The organism is Dyadobacter sp. HNCC25DJ185 (assembly GCF_056895195.1).
Window position 1 is genome coordinate 159,201 of the sequence record NZ_JBXHAR010000012.1, and the last position, 18,118, is coordinate 177,318.

Consider the following 18,118-nt stretch of genomic DNA (forward strand, 5'->3'; position numbering starts at 1 on the left):
AAAATGATGAAAATAACTTTTAATACCATATTGAAAATGAATGTATTGAGCGTAGCCAAAGCTTTTGTATGGATGGTCATTTTCCCATTCACAGTCAGCGCCCAAATCGCGGATACCACTTATCTCTCTCAAATCAAAAAGGATCTATCCGCCGTTTTTCCAAAAAACCGCAGGATCAACCTGGTATTTCACGGGCATTCGGTGCCGTCGGGTTATTGGGAAAACCGGGAGGTGCATACGTTGCAATCCTATCCCAATCTTTTACTCAAAGAACTTAAAAACAAATATCCATATGCGGTGATCAATGTGATTGTGACGGCCATTGGCGGCGAAGGATCCGTGAGCGGCGCGGCGCGGCTTGAAAAAGATGCGCTGATCCATAACCCGGACGTACTTTTCATAGACTATGCGCTGAACGACCGGTTTGGCAAGATAGATGATGTGAAAGCTGCGACGGAGAAAATGATCCAGCTGGCACAGGCGAAAAACATTCCTGTGATCTTGCTGACCCCTTCGCCCGACCAGCGTATCGATATTTCCGACCCGTCGAATCCATTGGACCCGTATGTTCAGCAGATCAGGGCTTTGGCCAAACAATACCGTACCGGTCTGGCGGACCCTTATGTGGTGTTTCAGAAAATAATCAAGGAAGGAAGGCTCAAAGAACACATGGCGTCCGTCAATCACCCCAATGAAGCCGGGCATATGGTGATCGTGGAGACGCTGAAACCTTACTTTTAGCACAAATCGCGATTAGCCGATCAAATCCCTGGTAAAACGGAAACTCATCCCCGAAAATAGCCATTTCTTATGAGTACATACTTGTAATACAGACTCTTACCGAATTGGAAAATTTTGACGAAATGGTTCGCATGAGGGAACATGAGATTGACGAATAGCCGCTGGTTATGAAATCCGAATCTTAGCATTTTTCCGTAGCCAAGATCCCTCCTATTTGCCAGGATATTTCGAACTACGCCTAAAGGCTCCTTAACTTCTCCCGGATCGGGAACATCAATACCTAAACTGATTAGCAACGAACAACCGTAATCAAAGAGATCAGCCTTTTTCTCCGCTACGGCCAACTCTCTGGCTTCCTGCCAGTAGGTGCCGGTTACCGCCCTGTTGATCATGGCAGCATCAATAATCCAGTTGAGATTATCCCGATTTTTGGCCTCTACGGCGTGAATCACCAGCATAAATATTTCGTACGCCAATTGCGGCTTTTTTGCATTCGGGATAAGTGTATAATCGTCCAAATGATTCCATAAGTCATTGGTAAATGAAAGGGAACAGCGTGAACCTATACGCCAGTGCAAATCCAACTGACTGTCATTCTGGGTATGAATACAAGAAACAGCATGATGGAAATACTGATAAACATCCCTTCTCCTCTCGAAATAAAGAGCTGACTTTTCGCTGATGTTAAAATGGTGTGCTTTGATTACGTTCAGTGCCCTGTCCAAATCTGAAGGATGGATCAGCAGGTCGAAATCTGCCATAGGTCTGAGTTCGCCAAGATCGTAATACGTCTTGAGGGAAGCGCCTTTGATTACAACACTTTCAATGCCCGAAGCAGATAAGGCGCTATGTATTAGCTTCAGCTGGTTGGATAAGTGCTGATTTTTTAGCCACCAGTACTTGTATACGATTTTCAGTCGGTTGTCATGCCTGGTAGCAATGCCACATTGCTCATTGCCGTGATAGAAAAGCGGCAGGAGACGAAAACAACTATAATCCAGTTCATCCATCACGACCTGCTTTTCCCATAAACGCACGATAAATTCACGCTCATCTTTGTTTTTCGACAAACATGCCTTTACCATTAAAAGCTGAATGGATGTAAGGTTATCTACCGTTTCAAAAGTCTGTGATTTCATCTGCTACGTCCTCGAAACCTGATTGATGACTAATAATAATAACAATTGTTTCAGCCTTTATACTCACAATTTCACGCTCGATCTCCTGAATAACATACTCGTCCAGGTGATTCAGGGGCTCATCCAGAATCAGTATTTCTGATGATCGAAGCAGTTCCCGTATCAACGCAATGCGTTTCGACTCTCCTCCCGAAAGGCCTTCTCCCCTTTCGCCGACTTTTCGTGCTCCGTTGTGGTGTTGCCCGGGCAATAGCCTGTACAGCCAGCTGGTTTGTAGCCTTTCCCATGCCTGCTGAGGCTCCGGATGTCCGAATAAAGCGTTTTCTCTGATATCACCCATAAAAATGGGTGAGTCCTGGTTCAGGTAGGCAAAGCGCTTTCGCAACGATTTCAGTGTGGCCCAGTCGGCGGCTCGATCATTGATTTTTAAAGTTCCCTGCACAGGCGCAATCAATCCAAGCAAAATGTGCGCAACCGTTGTTTTACCACTTCCATTGGCACCGCGCCAAAGATATATATGACCAGCGCGCAGATCTAAATCAACATTTTCGACTACAAGCGAGTCTTGATAACCATAGGATAGATCGCGAATGGAAATCTTTGTTACAATCGGAAATTCCCTCTCAGAATCAGGATCACCCAGTGTTTCTTCCTTTAAACCCAAAAACAGAGTGATCGTTTTCAGGGACTCATGCGCTTCCATTACATGGGTCATCCCGCCGGTGACCTGGGTAATGTTTCCCTGTACGATACTCACAATTAACAGGGTCAACAGCAGGCCGTCCAAACCAATGAATCCCACTTTCACCCAATAGATCCCAATCATAAATACAGCAATGCGGACCATATTCGCAACGAACTGATTGATATTCCTCCACCGGGCCTGCGTTAATAATAAATGACTATTGACGGCCACAAACTCGCCAGTGTTTTTCTGGTGCGCCTGGGACGACTCTGCATAGGCCCGATCCATTTTAAGCAGATCAAACTGATCCACGCATTTTGCAATCCAATGATGCTGCACCCGCCAGGCTTCGTGAAACTGCTTCAGATAAGGCCTGGTTTGAACGGTTGCAAGTATATGAACCGAACCCATGATTACCAACCCCGCCAGGCAGACAAAAAATAACGGTAAACTTACAAAACCAATAAAGATGCTTAAAATACCTGCGATGAAAACGTTGACAACTATTGATTCTAAAATAGTTACCAGCCCAGACCTAACCCGCCAGGTTTCAATGAGCAGCATGTCAAAATAATAAACGCGATTTTTCCCATGGAAAGTCAGCCAATCAAGTGCATTCATTTTCTTCCAGATCCGGCTGCTTAAGTCAACCGTAAACTCACTTAAGATCGCAATGTTTATTTTCGATTGAAAATGATGGCAAATGGCCGCGACCAACAGCATGAGTACCACTGCTATCACATGCGTGAGAATATCCGTACCAGAGGAACTTCCGATTTGTTTTAAAGACTGATACAAAAATATGGGCCAGACTGCCGAGGCAAGTATACGGAACCCACCCAGGAAAAATGACCCAACGACAGGTTGTATGGGCACGGACTTTAAAAAGAAAATCCAAAATTTAAATGGGTGATCAAATTTCAGGCGATTCACGTCAGGGATCTTTTCTCTTTGCATCCAAGTGCGTTTTTAAAAGCTTCAAAAATACATTCTTGGAGATATTCCGGGTGGTGTTATTTTCATGAATCCTGCGGAAAGCCAACACCTGATCGAGCATCATCACAGGCACCTCCGCTCTTACGATACGACCAAACCAATCCACAAAATCCCCGATGGATACAGTTTCGTCAAATAATCCGAATCGCGTAAAAATAGACCGTTTCCCTAAAAAGGCAGTTTTTATAAACCCTTTCATAGGCTCCATTCGGGCACGGTAGGATTGGACAAGATCCTCCGGTAAAGTTTCAAATTCCTGAATCAAACATAAACAAACTTCATTGCCGCTATTTACCAAAGCCTCCATTTGTATGGCGAGCTTATTGGCATCCCACAAATCATCCGCATCCAGAAATGCAATGTACGGCGCAGATGAATATGCTATGGCGGCATTCAATGTCGCAGAAACACCCTGATGGGAAAGACTCAGCAAGCTGATGCGGTTGTCGGATTCGGACAATTCGTTGACTATCCCTCGCGTTTGATCCGTTGAACCGTCATCCGCGACAATGATATTGAGATCTTTCCAGGTTTGGTTTTGTACGGAAGTGATCGCCTCTTTAATAAATTTTTCACCATTGTAAACGGCGATAATCACATCTATTTCGGCACTTTTCATCGCCCTTTAATTTGACGGTGCAACAGACCCAGAATCTCTTTTTTCATCAGGGTTTTATTTAAGCTGGCATTCTCTCCATGATACCATTTCTTTAATAACAATTTCTCTACATTGGCTTCCCTGCAATTGGCTAACCGTAGCTTGCGTATCAAATCAAAATCACTACTTACCTGCAAGGATTGATCAAACATATTGACGCTCAGTAAAGCTTGTTTCCTGATCAGTAAAGCACTTGGAACCAGGGAACGGTGCTCTTCGAATAATTTTTCACTGAAATTGGCCGGCAAACTCACTCCTTCATTACAGATAAACTGTTGATTGCAAGTAACAAAAGAACAATAAGGGTCCTTTTTCAACAGGTCCCATTGATCTCGCAATTTAGAAGGAGCCCATTCGTCATCCTGATCTAAAAAAGCGACAACATCCCCGTTCGCATGCTTTACACCGGTATTTCTGGAAGCGGCCACTCCGGCGTTTTGCTGACGGATTATCTTCACTTTTGGATAATTGCTTTCAATGTACGCTGCTCCGTCATCCTCAGATCCGTCGTCAACGACAATTAATTCCCAATTGATAAATGTCTGGTTCAAAACGCCATCAATGGATTTCTTAACAAGGTCCTTTCCATTATAAAGCGGCAGGATAATGCTGATCAGCGGGTCCGGCTGATCCACTCTGAAATCTGAAATCTGCGGCATAAATTGACTGGATTGATTTGCCTTCCTTCTTTTTATTGATTTGTGAAATATTTTCAATAATTGTAATTCCCCGATATTTTTGTTCACCGACATATTGTTTCCATGAACATGGTAATATAATGTGGTTGCCTCGTCAATTACAATGTTGATTTCTTTCTCCCTTAACCTAAACCACCAGTCTACATCTTCACTGAATGTCAATGTTTCATCAAACAAAAGATCATTCTCAAATATAGATTTCCTGGCCAGCAACGTACCCAAATGGACATGGGTAATGCGGTTTCGCTCATCCTCGAATTTCATATTCAATTCGGGTTGACCTTCCTCAAGTAGATACTGAATTTTCCCGGCTGCGACATCCATACGATTATCCCCGAAATAAGGCAACAAAATACTCACCTTATTAAGTGGCCATTCATCATCAGCATCTAAAAACCCAATAAGCGCTCCATCGGCAGCACCTATACCCACGTTTCTTGCGGCAGCCGGCCCCGATTGCACCGGAGTATTTAACAATCTGCATTCTTCAAAATCAAGCGTCAATTGAGTCAATTGGTCCTGGAATTTCGCGTCAGAAGCGTCGTTTACGATAAGCACTTCAACCGTACAATTTTGTGCGGCCAAGGCGTCCTGTGCGAGGATACTTTCGATCGCTCTTCTTAATTCAGCCCCATTATTGTGCGTAGGTATAATGACACTGATTTTAGGGCAGTTCATGTGTTAAAAAATGATCAAATGATTCAACAAACTGACTTCGGTTACTACCTAAATGCCAATGATAGCTCGGCAACAAAGAGGCTATTTTTACCAGTTTCTGGTAGGAATTTGTCCGATGATGGGGTAAATGATGAAGCGTGGTTGGAGCCATCGCCATCAGAGCCTGCGTAGTACCAGCTTTTTCAAAACGTGTATATTCCTGATGCGCAACACTGGGCAACAAGATCGCCCTAATGGGAGAAACTAAAATTCCCGCTTCCGGATAAATGTCAGTTATATGAAAAATAGCCTTTTGCTCCTTGTAGTCTGCTTGATTTCGAAGAAAAGGTCCCCACTCCGGGAATCTTGCCTGGAAATTATCCGGCTCAACTTTTGCCGTTTGATAGAGTGTATAAACTTTCACTTCCCCTGCCAGCTCAACCCATACGTAATCATCGCCCAGATAATCATAACCCGCACGAAGCAAATTGAGACAAGAGGTGGATTTCCCTGAACCGCTTTGCCCGGGGATCAATATCCCCCGGCCGTTTTTAGCCATCGTGCCTGCATGTACCAGTTGGGCAGGGAGATCTCTGGTCCATAAATGAAATAATGCGCGAAAAGAAAAGGTACATTCCCACCAGGGAACCTGTTCCGTCTTTTGTACCCAGTAAATACCAATGGATTTACTCCGGGAGTATAGAAATATCTGGGTTTGCCAGGGTTGAAAAAAAATTTGGATATCATCCTGATCAAGATCAGGATGATATCCCTGCGCATTAAAGCCATCCAACGGGGGGGCCTTCATGGGATGCGCAAGAGAGGGATCGTCCGCATACCATATCGTCAATGCGGGGTTACCCTCCTCTTTTGAATCGATAAGATGCGCTAGCGCGGGCAAAAACCGTTCTCGCAAGGCCAGGGAAGGTGTACATAGATGAACAGTCCGATTGGCCAGCTTTAACTGATCCACATACACGGAAGCAACGGAGTCAAACAATGACAGAACATTGTTGAAGTAAGTACCTAAATCCAAAGCAACTAAAATTTAGCTATTATTGCTTTGAACCGTCCACCCGTTTTCATCCACATCATGGATGGGATCTAACAGCAGCAGATCCTGCATGTCTGCGTAACGATTAAACCGACCAGGTACGTACGCGTCCGGAGCTACACATTCAGGGCCGTTTTCCAACAGTATCCCTTCCTCCTGCCTGACAATGTCCTGACTTACCAAATCCTTAAAAATGGAAGTCAATTCTTCCTTAATCACTTCGGCACTTTCCGGAAATGCATTCAGAAAAACAGAAATAACCTGACTCTCAGTAGGAAATGGAAGAGAGCGGAGAAGGGCGACGGCCGCACCCTGGACACTATAGTAAAGACCAGTATCTAAGTTGGCAATGATATACTCGCCGTCAAAAATATCGGCAGCAAGACGCGGGTTTAAAAAGTACATTTTATCTAACGTTAAGAGGAACTTGGGGGTTACGCAACTAGCGGCAATCAGTTTCAAACTTCCATTTAAAACATAGCCTACAATATAATAGATTCGTAATAAAGTTCATGAAAGTATCAAATCAAAATTTCTGTCGTGCTTTACCTTTGCATAAAATCTCATTCGCTCTTCATAATATCATCCTCAGGGGCTTCATCTCACCAGCAATTTTCCTGCGCACCACTACGCTCCGGCGGCCTGAGGCTGGCATGCGGGTAGGAAGGCATCTGGCACCAGATCGAGGTCTCAAGGGCGATGCTTTTGTTTCGAAAAGATACGCCAGGGTACGTCCGCAGGTTTGTGAAACACAAAATAACCAGTACCTCCTCTTTTTTGTGTCGATGTAAAAGTCCGGTTGACGGCTTCCCAGGGCCTGTTGACCAGATTTTTTTCAAATCAACCCGTATATGCGTATCATCGTGTTTCATTGAGATAAAGGCCCGTTGATGAACGCACAGAAAATTGAAAAATACCTGCCGGCCGTATTGCACATCCTCGCGTGGCTCATCTATCTGACCCTCGTTGTGAATGGAAATGCGTCGCGTTTTACTTTCGATGGTTTCCTGCTTCACTACGGACCGATCATTTTGGCAAACGGCCTGATCTTTTATCTCAATTACGCCATTCTGATCCCAAAACTTCTCGTACGGACCCATCTCCTGAAATTCTCGGCATATAACATTGTCACGATGATCGGCCTGGCCCTATTGATCGCAGCAATCCATCAATATCTGAGCTTTGGGACTGTTTTAACGCGGTTTATCAATGTCGGTTGGTTTGTAATCCTTGCGGTGATCGTCCGGTTCAGCAGTGATTGGTATGCAAAAATGAAATCGGAAAAGGAACAGGAAAACGAGCAGCTCAAAACCGAGTTGTCTTTCCTGAAAGCGCAGATCAACCCGCATTTTCTATTCAATGCTTTGAACAACCTGTACGCATTAGCGCTGAAAAAATCCGACGATACGCCGGACAAGATATTACAGATTTCGTCGATCATGCGGTACCTGCTGTATGAAACCAATGATGAACGGATAGCCTTGTCCAAGGAAATTGAGATCATTGAAACCTACATTTCCTTGCATGAACTGCGGAATAAAACCGGGGAAGGGATTAGCCTGTCGGTAAACGGGAACACGGAGCAAGCGAGCATTCCGCCCTTGTTATTCCTTCCGTTGATCGAAAACGTTTTCAAGCATGGGACTTACCCAATCATGATCAGGTTTGATATTTCCACAGACTACATACAAGTCGGACTCAGCAATAAAATCCGTAAGTCCCTGGAAGCTATGCCGGGCGGCGTAGGCCTGCAAAATCTTCGCCGGAGACTCGATTTGCTTTACAAGAGAGACTATAAGCTGGTTTTAAACAAAACCGGAGAAACCTTTACCGCCAACCTGACCTTAAAGCTCCACCCGCAGCCATGATCAAATGCATTGCCATCGACGACGAATACCTGGCGCTGGAAGTCATTGAAAATTATGTGCAAAAAACGCCCTTCCTGCACATGTCGGCTACATTCACGAACGCGCTGGAAGCGATCCCGGCGATCCAGACCGGCGAGATCGACCTGCTTTTTCTGGACATTTCTATGCCCGAGATCAACGGTCTTCACTTTATTTCCGCTCTTGCCAAACCGCCTCTGGTGATCCTTACCACCGCTTTTTCTCAATTTGCCCTCGAAGGATTTGAGGCCGACGTGGTCGATTATCTGCTCAAACCCATTGGTTTTGAAAGATTTTTGAAAGCCGTGCAAAAAGCCCAGGCCAGGTTACAAAAAATGGCCCTGCCGGAAAGCCCGGATTACCTTTTCATCAAATCCGAATACCGGGTTCTGCGGGTCGATTATGACGACATTCTTTATATCGAAGGCAAAAAAGATTACGTGGCGCTACATACAAGTCAGCAGCATATCGACACACTGCAAACGCTGACGGCATTGTTGGATAAACTCCCGGCGTCCAATTTTCTCAGGGTGCACCGCTCCTTTATCGTTGCATTAAACAAGATTACCAGTATTGAGCGCAATGTTATTTTTATCGGCAAAATTAAAATCCCGATTGGTGATTTGTTCCGTGAAGAACTTTTCAAAAGGATTGGCTGATACGCCGCAAACATTAAAACCCCTCTGATTTAACCTCCCATTTTTGCCCGTTTGCAGTCAGAATCCGGTCATTGGTGATTTTATTTCTGCGTCTGTTACCGCACCTGTTTCTTTGGTTCAAAATCAAGCATATGCAACAGTCAATCATCGAAACCAACCATCTGAATTTCAGTTTTAGACCGGGGGAAAACATTCTCACAGATGTAAACCTGGCCGTGCCGCAGGGCAGCATTTACGGTTTTCTCGGGCCAAACGGAGCCGGAAAAACCACCACGCTCCGGATCATACTGGGTCTGCTCAGGGAGGAAAATATCGATTTCAAACTCTTTGGAATTGATTTCAAAACCAACCGCATCGGGCTTTTGAAAAAGATAGGCACGCTCATCGAGCAACCTTCGCTCTACCTTCACCTGACCGGCCGGGAAAACCTGGAAGTGTTCCGGCTCACTTATGGATGCAGCAAAAACAGGGTCAAAGAAGTGCTCGACATTGTGGGACTGACCGACGCTGCAAACAAAAAAGCCAGGGCCTACTCGCTGGGTATGAAACAAAGGCTGGCGATTGGTATCGCGTTGCTCCACGACCCAGAACTGCTGATCCTCGACGAGCCAACCAATGGGCTTGACCCGAACGGCATCATCGAAATCCGCGACCTGTTGCGCAAGCTCAACCAGCAGCAAGGCAAAACGATCCTGATATCAAGCCACTTATTGGCCGAAATCGAAAAAATCGCCACGCATGTCGGGATTATCGACCACGGAAAACTGCTGTTCCAGGGGACGCTGGATGCGCTGCACCTTTTGAAAACGATACACGCCTACGCCGAGATCAAAGTAAGTGACCCGACATTGGCGCTGGAAGTGCTGGGCCGGCAGTTTACGCTTACCCGGAAAAATGACAATGTGATCAAATTCAGGTATGTCAATGAAAATCAGATTGCTGAGATCAACCAGATGCTGGTCCAGGCCGGCATTCAAGTGTACCGGCTCGGCCTGCTGAAAAATGACCTGGAAGACCTCTTTCTCCAAATCCTTTCCGAAAAACAACCATGACAATCCCATTTTTCTCCAATACACGGGCCGAGTTCCTGAAAAGCAAAAGGTCATTTGCCTACTGGCTCACATGGGGCGCAGCGGTTTTCGTTCCCGCCATCAACTTCCTGATCCTTAACCAGAGACCGGATATTATGCTTCCCAAATTCCAGGCCGATGGCTGGGTCACCTTTTTCAGGTTTTGCTGGAAAAACGTAGCAGCAGTGATCCTCCCCATGTACATGATCCTGATCTCCAACCTGATCGTGCAAATCGAATTCCGCAACAATACCTGGAAACAGGTTTACACGACACCGCGGACCTTCGCGGATATTTTTTGCTCCAAATACATTGTGATACAAACCCTGATGGTGATGTATATGATTTTGTTCGATGTCTTCGTCGTCCTCTCCGGGCTGGCGGTAAACCTCGCAAATCCCAAATACCCGATGTGCTTTGAACGGATCCCTTGGGACATTCTTTTCACGCTCACCTGCAAAATCTACCTCGGCGTCCTGGCCGTCTCGGTCATCCAGTACTGGCTCAGCCTGCGGTTCCGCAACTTCGTTGTCCCGCTGGGGATCGGTATCGGGCTCTGGATCACAGGCATTATCCTGATGGACTGGGAACACATTATTTACTATCCCTATATCTATTCCACGTTTCTGTTTTTTCTCGATCCTGCCAAAGAACCAGCCCGGCTACAGGCGGTGATGATCAGTGCTGCTGTGGCATTTCCGATTGTGCTGGTGGCTGGGTTTCTGGATATCAGGAGGTTGAAGGAGAGGGGGTAGCCTGTAAATCTGAAATTTCGCACCTTCTTGAAAATTCTTCGCTATGACTTATTAAGATTGTTTTGCCGGTCAAAAACAATCTTATAATCCTGACTCTCCCACCTGATTTCCGTGATAAAAAAGAGGTGACGGTATATGTTAATGATCAGATCGATTTCAAATCTCAGAAAACGGGTGCAATGAAAATGGCGGCCAGGGACCCATTGTTTCTTGCTGACATTCGGGAGATTCACGCTGATTTCGACATATAAACAACGAGGCTGTTTTGCAAATTCTTCCATCTCGCTTGCCAGCGTCAGGATAGTCGGCAGTAATGCGTTTAACTTATCCTTCAAAGCACTCTGTACTTCATCGCCAGCGGCGACGCGGCCAGAAATTTATCATGCAGCGCCAACGGGGAACGAAATAAGCACTATTCATCCCCAAACAGGCTGTTTTTTCATTGATCAAATAATTGCGTTCTTCGTATATTGCCCAGTCTCACTTAGATAGAATTGCCTGTTCAATATTTTCTTCGCTAATGCCATGTTAAAGACGTTTGGGGTCTTCGTTTCTGCATTTTTTATGGCGGGTACCTGTTTCTGCCAGGTTCGGTTAATCAAATATGTGAACCCTTTTATCGGAACTGTTTTTGAAGGTAACGCCTACCCCGGTGCGACCCTCCCATTTGGCATGATACAACTTAGCCCCGATAACGGCCTGACGGAAAAGGACAAGTATGAAGGATATTGTTCCGGTTACTCCTATACCAAAAATAGGATCAAGGGTTTTAGCCATACGCATCTGAGTGGTACCGGCAGACCCGCTTTGGGGGATATTTCGGTTTTACCGATGGTCGGGGTGAATCCATCTGCAGATGATATCAGGAGCAGCATCTCACATCAGGAAGAAAAGGCAAGTCCGGGCTACTATTCGGTGATGTTGAAAAGTTTCGGGATTAAGGCCGAATTAACAGCTACCCAAAGATCCGGCTTCCACCGCTACACCTTTCCCAAAAGTCAAAAATCGGTTATCCGAGTAGACTTGACCTATGGTGCAGGGGATGAGGTTACCACGGGTTGTCAGTTAAAAAAAGTTGACGACACCACATTTGTAGGATACAGAATTTCCAAATCTTCATTTTCCAAAGACCGACACGTTTTTTTTGCAATCAGGCTCAACAAGCCGGTCGGGCAGACTGCGATTTTTAAGGATGGCAGCCTTGCAAAATCAGAAAATGAACTCACGGGTCGAGACATAAAAGCTTGCCTGGTTTTTCCGACATCCAAAGGTGAGCAGGTGTTGCTAAAGGTCGCCTTAAGTACCGCCAATATCGAAGGAGCTTTGGCAGGGCTAAAAGAAACAGGAAACTGGAATTTTGATGCGGTTAGATTAGAAGCTGAAAACACCTGGGAGCGGGAATTACAAAAGATAAAAATTACGTCGGGTGACGAAAATTTCAAAACCATATTCTACACCGCACTTTATCATACCTACCTTGCTCCGGTCCGGATCGACGATGCCTTACATAACTACCGGGGTATCGACAAACAGACGGTTGTGAGTGGAAAAAATATTTACACCATTCATTCGCTTTGGGATACGTACCGGGCGGCCAATCCCCTATTAACGATCACACAGGCAGAGCGCATTCCGGATATGATCAACTCTCTCCTTACTTTTTACAGGCAATATGGGCTGTTGCCGGTTTGGGACTTATATTTTGCGGAAACCAACACCATGAAAGGCTATCATGCGGTAGCCGTTATAGCGGATGCCATGCTGAAAGGATTCAAAGGCTTTGACTATGAAGAAGCATTTGAAGCGATGAAAGCCAGTGCGAATCAAAATATCCGGGGTACCGACTGGTATAGAAAATTAGGTTACGTACCGTTCGAAAAGGACGGTGGCAGCGTAACTTCTACTTTGGAATACGCTTTTGATGATTGGTGCATTGCCCAAGTAGCGAAGCTGTTGGGAAAGGAGCCGGACTATCAATTATTTACAGAACGCAGCGAAAATTGGAAAAATGTATTTGACTCCCAGACACTGTTTGTAAGGCCCAAGGATGCTTCGGGAAAGTGGATAACGCCGTTTGACCCCTACAAAGAATCATTTGACAACATTCCGGCATTTGCGGAAGGAAATGCGTGGCAGTTCACCTGGTATGTCCCCCACGATGTGCACGGGCTGATCAGGATGTTTGGGACCGGGGAAAAATTCACTCAAAAACTGGATTCATTATTCACCCTGACACCTCGCGACAACCAAACCATTTTTCAATATGATGGTTATATAGGATTGATGTGGCATGGCAACGAACCTTGTCACCATATTTCCTATTTATACAATTACGTGGGTATGCCCTGGAAATCGGCGGAAAGAGTAAATCAGCTCCGTGCATTTTATCGCAACATTCCAAAAGGTTTGGTTGGAAATGACGATTGCGGACAGACAAGCGCATGGTATGTCTTCAGTGCTTTGGGTTTTTATCCGGTTAATCCTGCTAATGGCGAGTACGTAATAGGAACTCCTATAGCCGAACAGGCCGAACTTTCATTGGGCGACGGAAGGCATTTTGTCGTTAAAACAATTGGAGCAAGCAAGAAGAATATTTACATTCAGAAGGCAACGTTGAACGGGCAGCCTTATACCAAATCCTTCATCAGACATAGCAATATGATGGCTGGCGGAGAACTGGTACTTTACATGGGCGATAAGCCATCTGCCACCTGGGGCGTCAACAAGGAAGATTTCCCGCATTGATTGTCCGAAGATGAATAGCGGTCTTCTACAATAATGTTTGCCATTGTTCACTCATGATTCCCAAATGATTGGATTAAACTGTTTTGCAGTTTCGCCCAATCATTTAGGCGGCTAAAACATATTACCCATCGACCATATAGCACTTTATGACCTCACTTTTTCAATCAACTTGTGAGCATTATCAAAACTTCAACTCCGCCGTCAGACACAGAAACGACAGGTTCTTGCCCGGCCCGGCTTTTCGAAGAAATTCTCCTGTTGCAAAATAGGTTATTTCGCAGCCGAAGTGCAGGAAGGGATTCGTAGTATATTCCGCTGCCATGGCATATTGATGTCCTATAAACTTGGCCGAAATGTCTGAACTGGAATAGATCATCATTGCATTGGGACCATACACCCCGTCGGCACTGCTGTACCGCCAGAAAACGTCATAGTCAAAGTCTACCGCAAGTTTTTTGGTAAAATTAAAATTAACCGAAGGATGAATATCGACGAGGTTCGCAGGTCCGATCAATGCTGCCAGACCGAAGTAACCGCCTCTGGGAAACAAAGGATTGAAGGTATTGAGCTTGTCGTCGCCCAGGTGCCTGTCGCCGCTGATCACCTCGGTTTTCAGGCCGACCTCAGGTTCAAATCTCAGATGGTCGAGCTCATAATCAATGTGGGCGGAGGCTGTCCAGGCGCGGATTGTTTTCTCAGCAAAAGTGCCAAACTGGTAAATGGCCTCAACGTCGTAGCGCCAATGCTCATTTCTGCCCCAAATCCTCGTCCCAAGCGAATGCCGCATTTCCTTCCCTTTACCGTCGTCGTAACTGTTTGATTTCTTATCCAAACCAAAATAATAGAGATCGACATTTTTGAGCAGAGGCTCCTGGTTGCTCACCGTGTAGGCTCCCCAGAACTTCACATTTTTGTTATACCCATCATCAAAAACGCCTTTTTTAGAGGCCACATAATGTGTGTACAGCAGATCTGTTTTGAAATTGACACCCGAAAACATGGCCTTGATCCCGTCAAATGCATGGCGGTTATTCGGCCCTTCCCGCACCGATATCAGCCTTTGCGAACCGTAGGATAGTTCCTGCCGACCTACCCGCAGCACCAGGTTATTCTTTTTCTGGGGAGATAAGTTCAGGTCAAAAAAGGCCTGGTGGAGGTCCAGCGGATTTTCATCCGCCGGACTGGTACTCGCTTTCGCATTCGCCATCCCGCTCTGCAATTCCAGAAATGCCCGAAAATGATCGCCGGAATGAAAATCGGCATGCCCGAGGTAGCGCGAAAAAACATAACCGTAATTCTTATCCGGCTGCTCGCCCCACTCATCATTGAGCACGTGATAATACTGAAAGCGGACGTCGCCACCGAAACTGATGTAGGTGTTGCGGCTCCTCGACAAGGGCGTGAATTTCAGCTCATGATAAAAGTTCTCGGTCGTATCTGTTTTTAAACCCGCGTAATTTTCATCGTAACGCAGCATTTTCAGCGGCACATACTGCCCGGCAGCCCGCAGCGAACCTAGCATAAAAAGCAAAAGTAGAATGCGTTTCATGGCTGGCTATTGTTTGGATTTGCTGTCGTAAATGTCCTTGTAGGCATTGGCCATATTGAAATTGTCATGCAGCCAGTTGAAGAGCACATAGCCTTTGTCGAATTCCTTCATGGTGACTTTTTTCCGTGCTTGTTCCAAAGTCAGGTTTTCTTCTACGGCCGATTCCATGTTTGATTTGAGGGCGGAGACATAGTCGATCGTGTATTTGATGCCCGCCTTATTCGTGACCCGTCCGTGTCCGGGCACCACCACATCCTCGTCGCCGATCATCTCATAGATCTTTTTGAGATTGTCTACCGGTTCCAGAAAATAGCCGTCGAAAAGCCAGGGGATAGCAGGACTTTCCGCGATAAACGGATTTCCCAGCCACCAGATCGTTTTGCCCTTTGCATTCACTTTTACAAACAAATCCGCCGGAGACTGGGCCGTGCCCACATTGATCAGCTCCACCACCTGGCCACTGCCCATATCCATCTTCATGTTCTGATTTTTGGGCACCACAATGTCCGCTGGCCGCAGACGCGTGTCTTCGATGCCCCTGCCGGTACCGAAAAGCGCCACCATAAATTGTTTGATGCCCTCGTAATTCTTGGTCAGGTTTTCGTTACAAAATTCATTCTGGACAACCAATGTTTGTGGCGGCAAAAGGTAATTTCCAAAACAATGATCGCCGTGGTCGCTGGTGTTAACGGCATACAAAATCGGCTTGGGCGTTACACTTCGGATCAACGCAAAAAGCTGGTCGTACAGCCGCTTCGTCATCATAGTTTCGATGAGTAAAACGCCTTTTTCACCCACTATAAAACCAGCAGTAGTGGCCTGCGGGATGCCTTTTGTCGTCTCTGTTTCCGCTGTGGCCGGGATCACCGCGAAGACATTTTCGGTGATCTTATGCAGTTTTAAAGTCACCAGGTTGGCGTCCCAGATCGGGACTTGTGGCGGTAGCGGTACCTGGGCAAACGCGCCGCAGGACAAAAGCAACAAGATAAGCGCTTGCAAGACAGCCGACCGGGCCGCCAGTTTGATCATTTTCATACATTTTCAGAGTTTACTTTTGATAACCACCATAAAACTTCACAGGCGACCAATCCGGTATCACCGCGGGCGCGGGCTTATCCAGTGCCTTGAAATCGCCGGCGGCATACACCACTTTCCCGTTTACGATTGTCACGAGCGATTCGATCTTTCGCACATGGTCGGCAGAGATGGAGAAATAATCGTCCGTCAGGATCGACATATCCGCATACATTCCTTTCACGATTTTGCCTTTCAACTGCTCTTCGCCTGTGAACCACGCGCTACCGGAGGTATATATATGCAGGGCAGTGTATTTATCCAAAATCTGATCTTTAGGCCAGAACTGCATGCCGCCGATCGTCTGGCCGGTCAGCAGCCAGTGCAGCGCCATCCACGGATTGTAGGTTGAAATGCGCGTAGCATCGGTTCCCATTCCCACGGGAATGCCCATGGCCAGCATTTTTTTAATGGGAGGAAGCTGGCGGTCGGGCTTGCCGTACAATTTTTCGTACAACTCGCCCTGATAGTACATTCTGAACTGCACGGCTACTCCCCCGCCCAGCTTTTTCACCCGTTCAAGCTGTTCGTCAGTGATGGTTTCGGCGTGGTCAAAAAACCAGCGCAACCCATTAAAAGGTGTGTCTTTATTTACTTTTTCAAAAACCGCCAGCATCCGCTCGATCGATTCGCCATAAGTGGCATGCAGCCGGAAAGGCCAGCGGTCTTTGACGAGCAAGCGGATTACCGGTTCCAGGTCCGCCTCCATTTGGTCCGAAAGAATAGTCCTTGGTTCAAGAAAATTTTCGAAATCCGCGGCAGTGGCTACCAAATTTTCGCCCGCTCCTTCCACATTATATCCGTTCGGCAGCAGCATGTGGTCATTTTTGTTAGGAACTGCGCTCGCTACCCATTTTTGATAATCTTCCAGCTCTTTCCCTTTTTGCTGCGCAAACAAAAAATAGGAAGTCCTGATGTTCAGTTTGCCTTCCCGGGCCAGTTTGAGCGCCACCGAATAATCCGACGGATAGTTCTGGCTGCCGCCCGCCGCGTCCGCCGCGCTGGTAATCCCGAAGCGGTTCAATTCGCGGTAATACTGCAATGTACTGTTGAGCCGCTCCTCGTCGGACAATTTTGTCGTCAGGCCGAGGGTGGTGTAGATCGCTTTCGGCGTTTCCTTGGCGAACAACATGCCCGTCGGGTTACCTTCGCCGTCCAGCTCTACCAGACTGCCTTCGTAATGCGTTTTACTATCGTATCCCAGCACTTCGATTCCCTTTTTGTTCAAAAATGCCTTGCCGTAGAGATAGGTGATAAAAACTGGCTTGTCGGGCACGGCAGCATTGATTTCCGCCAGCGTGGGCTGTCTTTTTTCTGCAAACTGAAATTCATTCCAGCCGCCGATCACTTTAATCCATACGCCCGGCGGTGTTCGCGCTGCCTGCTCTTTCAACATTTCCATCGCCCGCGCCAAAGTTTTAACGCCATCCCATCGCAGCTCGCTGTTGAAATGCAAACCTTCGCGGATAATGTGGATATGGCTGTCGTTAATGCCCGGGACGACGGTTTTGCGTTTCGCGTCGATGATTTTGGTTTCGTTCGATTTAAAATCCGCCAACACTTTGGCAGAAGTTCCGGTGCCGAGCACAATGCCGTCTTTCATAGCCACCGCCTCTACAAATTCGCCTGCCTTCACCATGGTCGCAATTTTGCCGTTTGTGACGATCAGGTCGGCTTTCTGCGCGGCCGCCAGCTGGTATCCCAGCAGCGGAAGCGCTATGATTATCGCTTTCATAAACATGATGACAGACG

General features: G+C 46.5%; 16 protein-coding genes. 6 read left to right on the plus strand and 10 right to left on the minus strand.

Annotated features, from left to right (window positions below):
- Nucleotides 1-3 precede the first annotated feature (3 nt).
- On the plus strand, nt 4-741 hold the full coding sequence (locus tag AC1XUF_RS28415) for an SGNH/GDSL hydrolase family protein (protein WP_483345255.1): 738 nt from the start codon (nt 4-6) through the stop codon (nt 739-741).
- A gap of 44 nt (nt 742-785) precedes the next feature.
- Here AC1XUF_RS28415 and AC1XUF_RS28420 read toward each other — a convergent pair whose 3' ends face one another.
- Genes AC1XUF_RS28420 through AC1XUF_RS28445 form a run of 6 tightly spaced genes read right to left on the minus strand, consistent with a single transcriptional unit; the run spans nt 786 to nt 7,033 of the window.
- Nucleotides 786-1,880, minus strand: a complete 1,095-nt coding sequence (locus AC1XUF_RS28420; protein WP_483345256.1) for a nucleotidyltransferase family protein — start codon at nt 1,878-1,880, stop codon at nt 786-788.
- Complete coding sequence (locus tag AC1XUF_RS28425; RefSeq protein WP_483345257.1) at nt 1,861-3,522, minus strand: ATP-binding cassette domain-containing protein; 1,662 nt, start codon at nt 3,520-3,522, stop codon at nt 1,861-1,863. Before AC1XUF_RS28425 ends, AC1XUF_RS28420 begins: the two co-directional genes overlap by 20 nt.
- Complete coding sequence (locus AC1XUF_RS28430; RefSeq protein ID WP_483345258.1) at nt 3,500-4,180, minus strand: glycosyltransferase family 2 protein; 681 nt, start codon at nt 4,178-4,180, stop codon at nt 3,500-3,502. Before AC1XUF_RS28430 ends, AC1XUF_RS28425 begins: the two co-directional genes overlap by 23 nt.
- Complete coding sequence (locus AC1XUF_RS28435) at nt 4,177-5,595, minus strand: glycosyltransferase family 2 protein (protein ID WP_483345259.1); 1,419 nt, start codon at nt 5,593-5,595, stop codon at nt 4,177-4,179. Before AC1XUF_RS28435 ends, AC1XUF_RS28430 begins: the two co-directional genes overlap by 4 nt.
- Nucleotides 5,582-6,610: a hypothetical protein gene (locus AC1XUF_RS28440; protein ID WP_483345260.1), complete on the minus strand. Its 1,029-nt coding sequence runs from the start codon at nt 6,608-6,610 to the stop codon at nt 5,582-5,584. Before AC1XUF_RS28440 ends, AC1XUF_RS28435 begins: the two co-directional genes overlap by 14 nt.
- 12 nt (nt 6,611-6,622) lie before the next feature.
- Nucleotides 6,623-7,033, minus strand: coding sequence for a hypothetical protein (locus tag AC1XUF_RS28445; protein WP_483345261.1), 411 nt, complete (start codon nt 7,031-7,033; stop codon nt 6,623-6,625).
- Between the two features lie 485 nt (nt 7,034-7,518).
- On the opposite strand from AC1XUF_RS28445, the gene AC1XUF_RS28450 reads away from it, so the two are divergent.
- The 4 genes from AC1XUF_RS28450 to AC1XUF_RS28465 all read left to right on the plus strand — a co-directional run bounded on the left by AC1XUF_RS28450 (nt 7,519) and on the right by AC1XUF_RS28465 (nt 10,998).
- On the plus strand, nt 7,519-8,496 hold the full coding sequence (locus AC1XUF_RS28450) for a sensor histidine kinase (protein WP_483345262.1): 978 nt from the start codon (nt 7,519-7,521) through the stop codon (nt 8,494-8,496).
- Nucleotides 8,493-9,173 (plus strand): LytR/AlgR family response regulator transcription factor, encoded by a 681-nt coding sequence (locus tag AC1XUF_RS28455; protein ID WP_483345263.1) that lies wholly within the window; start codon nt 8,493-8,495, stop codon nt 9,171-9,173. Before AC1XUF_RS28450 ends, AC1XUF_RS28455 begins: the two co-directional genes overlap by 4 nt.
- 131 nt (nt 9,174-9,304) lie before the next feature.
- Nucleotides 9,305-10,225: an ABC transporter ATP-binding protein gene (locus tag AC1XUF_RS28460; protein ID WP_483345264.1), complete on the plus strand. Its 921-nt coding sequence runs from the start codon at nt 9,305-9,307 to the stop codon at nt 10,223-10,225.
- Entirely contained in the window at nt 10,222-10,998 is a 777-nt protein-coding gene (locus AC1XUF_RS28465; RefSeq protein WP_483345265.1) for an ABC transporter permease, read from the plus strand. Before AC1XUF_RS28460 ends, AC1XUF_RS28465 begins: the two co-directional genes overlap by 4 nt.
- 41 nt (nt 10,999-11,039) lie before the next feature.
- Here AC1XUF_RS28465 and AC1XUF_RS28470 read toward each other — a convergent pair whose 3' ends face one another.
- Entirely contained in the window at nt 11,040-11,333 is a 294-nt protein-coding gene (locus AC1XUF_RS28470; RefSeq protein WP_483345266.1) for a hypothetical protein, read from the minus strand.
- Between the two features lie 229 nt (nt 11,334-11,562).
- Here AC1XUF_RS28470 and AC1XUF_RS28475 point away from each other — a divergent pair, with 229 nt between their 5' ends.
- Nucleotides 11,563-13,743 (plus strand): GH92 family glycosyl hydrolase, encoded by a 2,181-nt coding sequence (locus AC1XUF_RS28475; RefSeq protein WP_483345323.1) that lies wholly within the window; start codon nt 11,563-11,565, stop codon nt 13,741-13,743.
- A 181-nt stretch (nt 13,744-13,924) separates the two neighbouring features.
- On the opposite strand, the gene AC1XUF_RS28480 is transcribed toward AC1XUF_RS28475, so the two are convergent.
- From AC1XUF_RS28480 to AC1XUF_RS28490, 3 genes are read right to left on the minus strand one after another with little or no spacing between them, the layout of a single operon-like run.
- On the minus strand, nt 13,925-15,292 hold the full coding sequence (locus tag AC1XUF_RS28480; RefSeq protein ID WP_483345267.1) for an alginate export family protein: 1,368 nt from the start codon (nt 15,290-15,292) through the stop codon (nt 13,925-13,927).
- A gap of 6 nt (nt 15,293-15,298) precedes the next feature.
- The gene (locus tag AC1XUF_RS28485; RefSeq protein ID WP_483345268.1) at nt 15,299-16,327 is read right to left on the minus strand and encodes an MBL fold metallo-hydrolase; all 1,029 of its coding nucleotides are present in this window, start codon (nt 16,325-16,327) and stop codon (nt 15,299-15,301) included.
- A gap of 13 nt (nt 16,328-16,340) precedes the next feature.
- The gene (locus AC1XUF_RS28490) at nt 16,341-18,101 is read right to left on the minus strand and encodes an amidohydrolase (protein ID WP_483345269.1); all 1,761 of its coding nucleotides are present in this window, start codon (nt 18,099-18,101) and stop codon (nt 16,341-16,343) included.
- Nucleotides 18,102-18,118 lie beyond the last annotated feature (17 nt).

Coding starts and splice junctions, on each gene's coding strand:
- AC1XUF_RS28490 (WP_483345269.1), bottom strand. CDS start 18,101: ATGAAAGCGATAATCATAGCGCTTCCGCTGCTGGGATACCAGCTGGCG.
- AC1XUF_RS28450 (WP_483345262.1), top strand. CDS start 7,519: ATGAACGCACAGAAAATTGAAAAATACCTGCCGGCCGTATTGCACATC.
- AC1XUF_RS28475 (WP_483345323.1), top strand. CDS start 11,563: ATGGCGGGTACCTGTTTCTGCCAGGTTCGGTTAATCAAATATGTGAAC.
- AC1XUF_RS28455 (WP_483345263.1), top strand. CDS start 8,493: ATGATCAAATGCATTGCCATCGACGACGAATACCTGGCGCTGGAAGTC.
- AC1XUF_RS28485 (WP_483345268.1), bottom strand. CDS start 16,327: ATGAAAATGATCAAACTGGCGGCCCGGTCGGCTGTCTTGCAAGCGCTT.
- AC1XUF_RS28480 (WP_483345267.1), bottom strand. CDS start 15,292: ATGAAACGCATTCTACTTTTGCTTTTTATGCTAGGTTCGCTGCGGGCT.
- AC1XUF_RS28435 (WP_483345259.1), bottom strand. CDS start 5,595: ATGAACTGCCCTAAAATCAGTGTCATTATACCTACGCACAATAATGGG.
- AC1XUF_RS28460 (WP_483345264.1), top strand. CDS start 9,305: ATGCAACAGTCAATCATCGAAACCAACCATCTGAATTTCAGTTTTAGA.
- AC1XUF_RS28415 (WP_483345255.1), top strand. CDS start 4: ATGATGAAAATAACTTTTAATACCATATTGAAAATGAATGTATTGAGC.
- AC1XUF_RS28465 (WP_483345265.1), top strand. CDS start 10,222: ATGACAATCCCATTTTTCTCCAATACACGGGCCGAGTTCCTGAAAAGC.
- AC1XUF_RS28430 (WP_483345258.1), bottom strand. CDS start 4,180: ATGAAAAGTGCCGAAATAGATGTGATTATCGCCGTTTACAATGGTGAA.
- AC1XUF_RS28425 (WP_483345257.1), bottom strand. CDS start 3,522: ATGCAAAGAGAAAAGATCCCTGACGTGAATCGCCTGAAATTTGATCAC.
- AC1XUF_RS28445 (WP_483345261.1), bottom strand. CDS start 7,033: ATGTACTTTTTAAACCCGCGTCTTGCTGCCGATATTTTTGACGGCGAG.
- AC1XUF_RS28420 (WP_483345256.1), bottom strand. CDS start 1,880: ATGAAATCACAGACTTTTGAAACGGTAGATAACCTTACATCCATTCAG.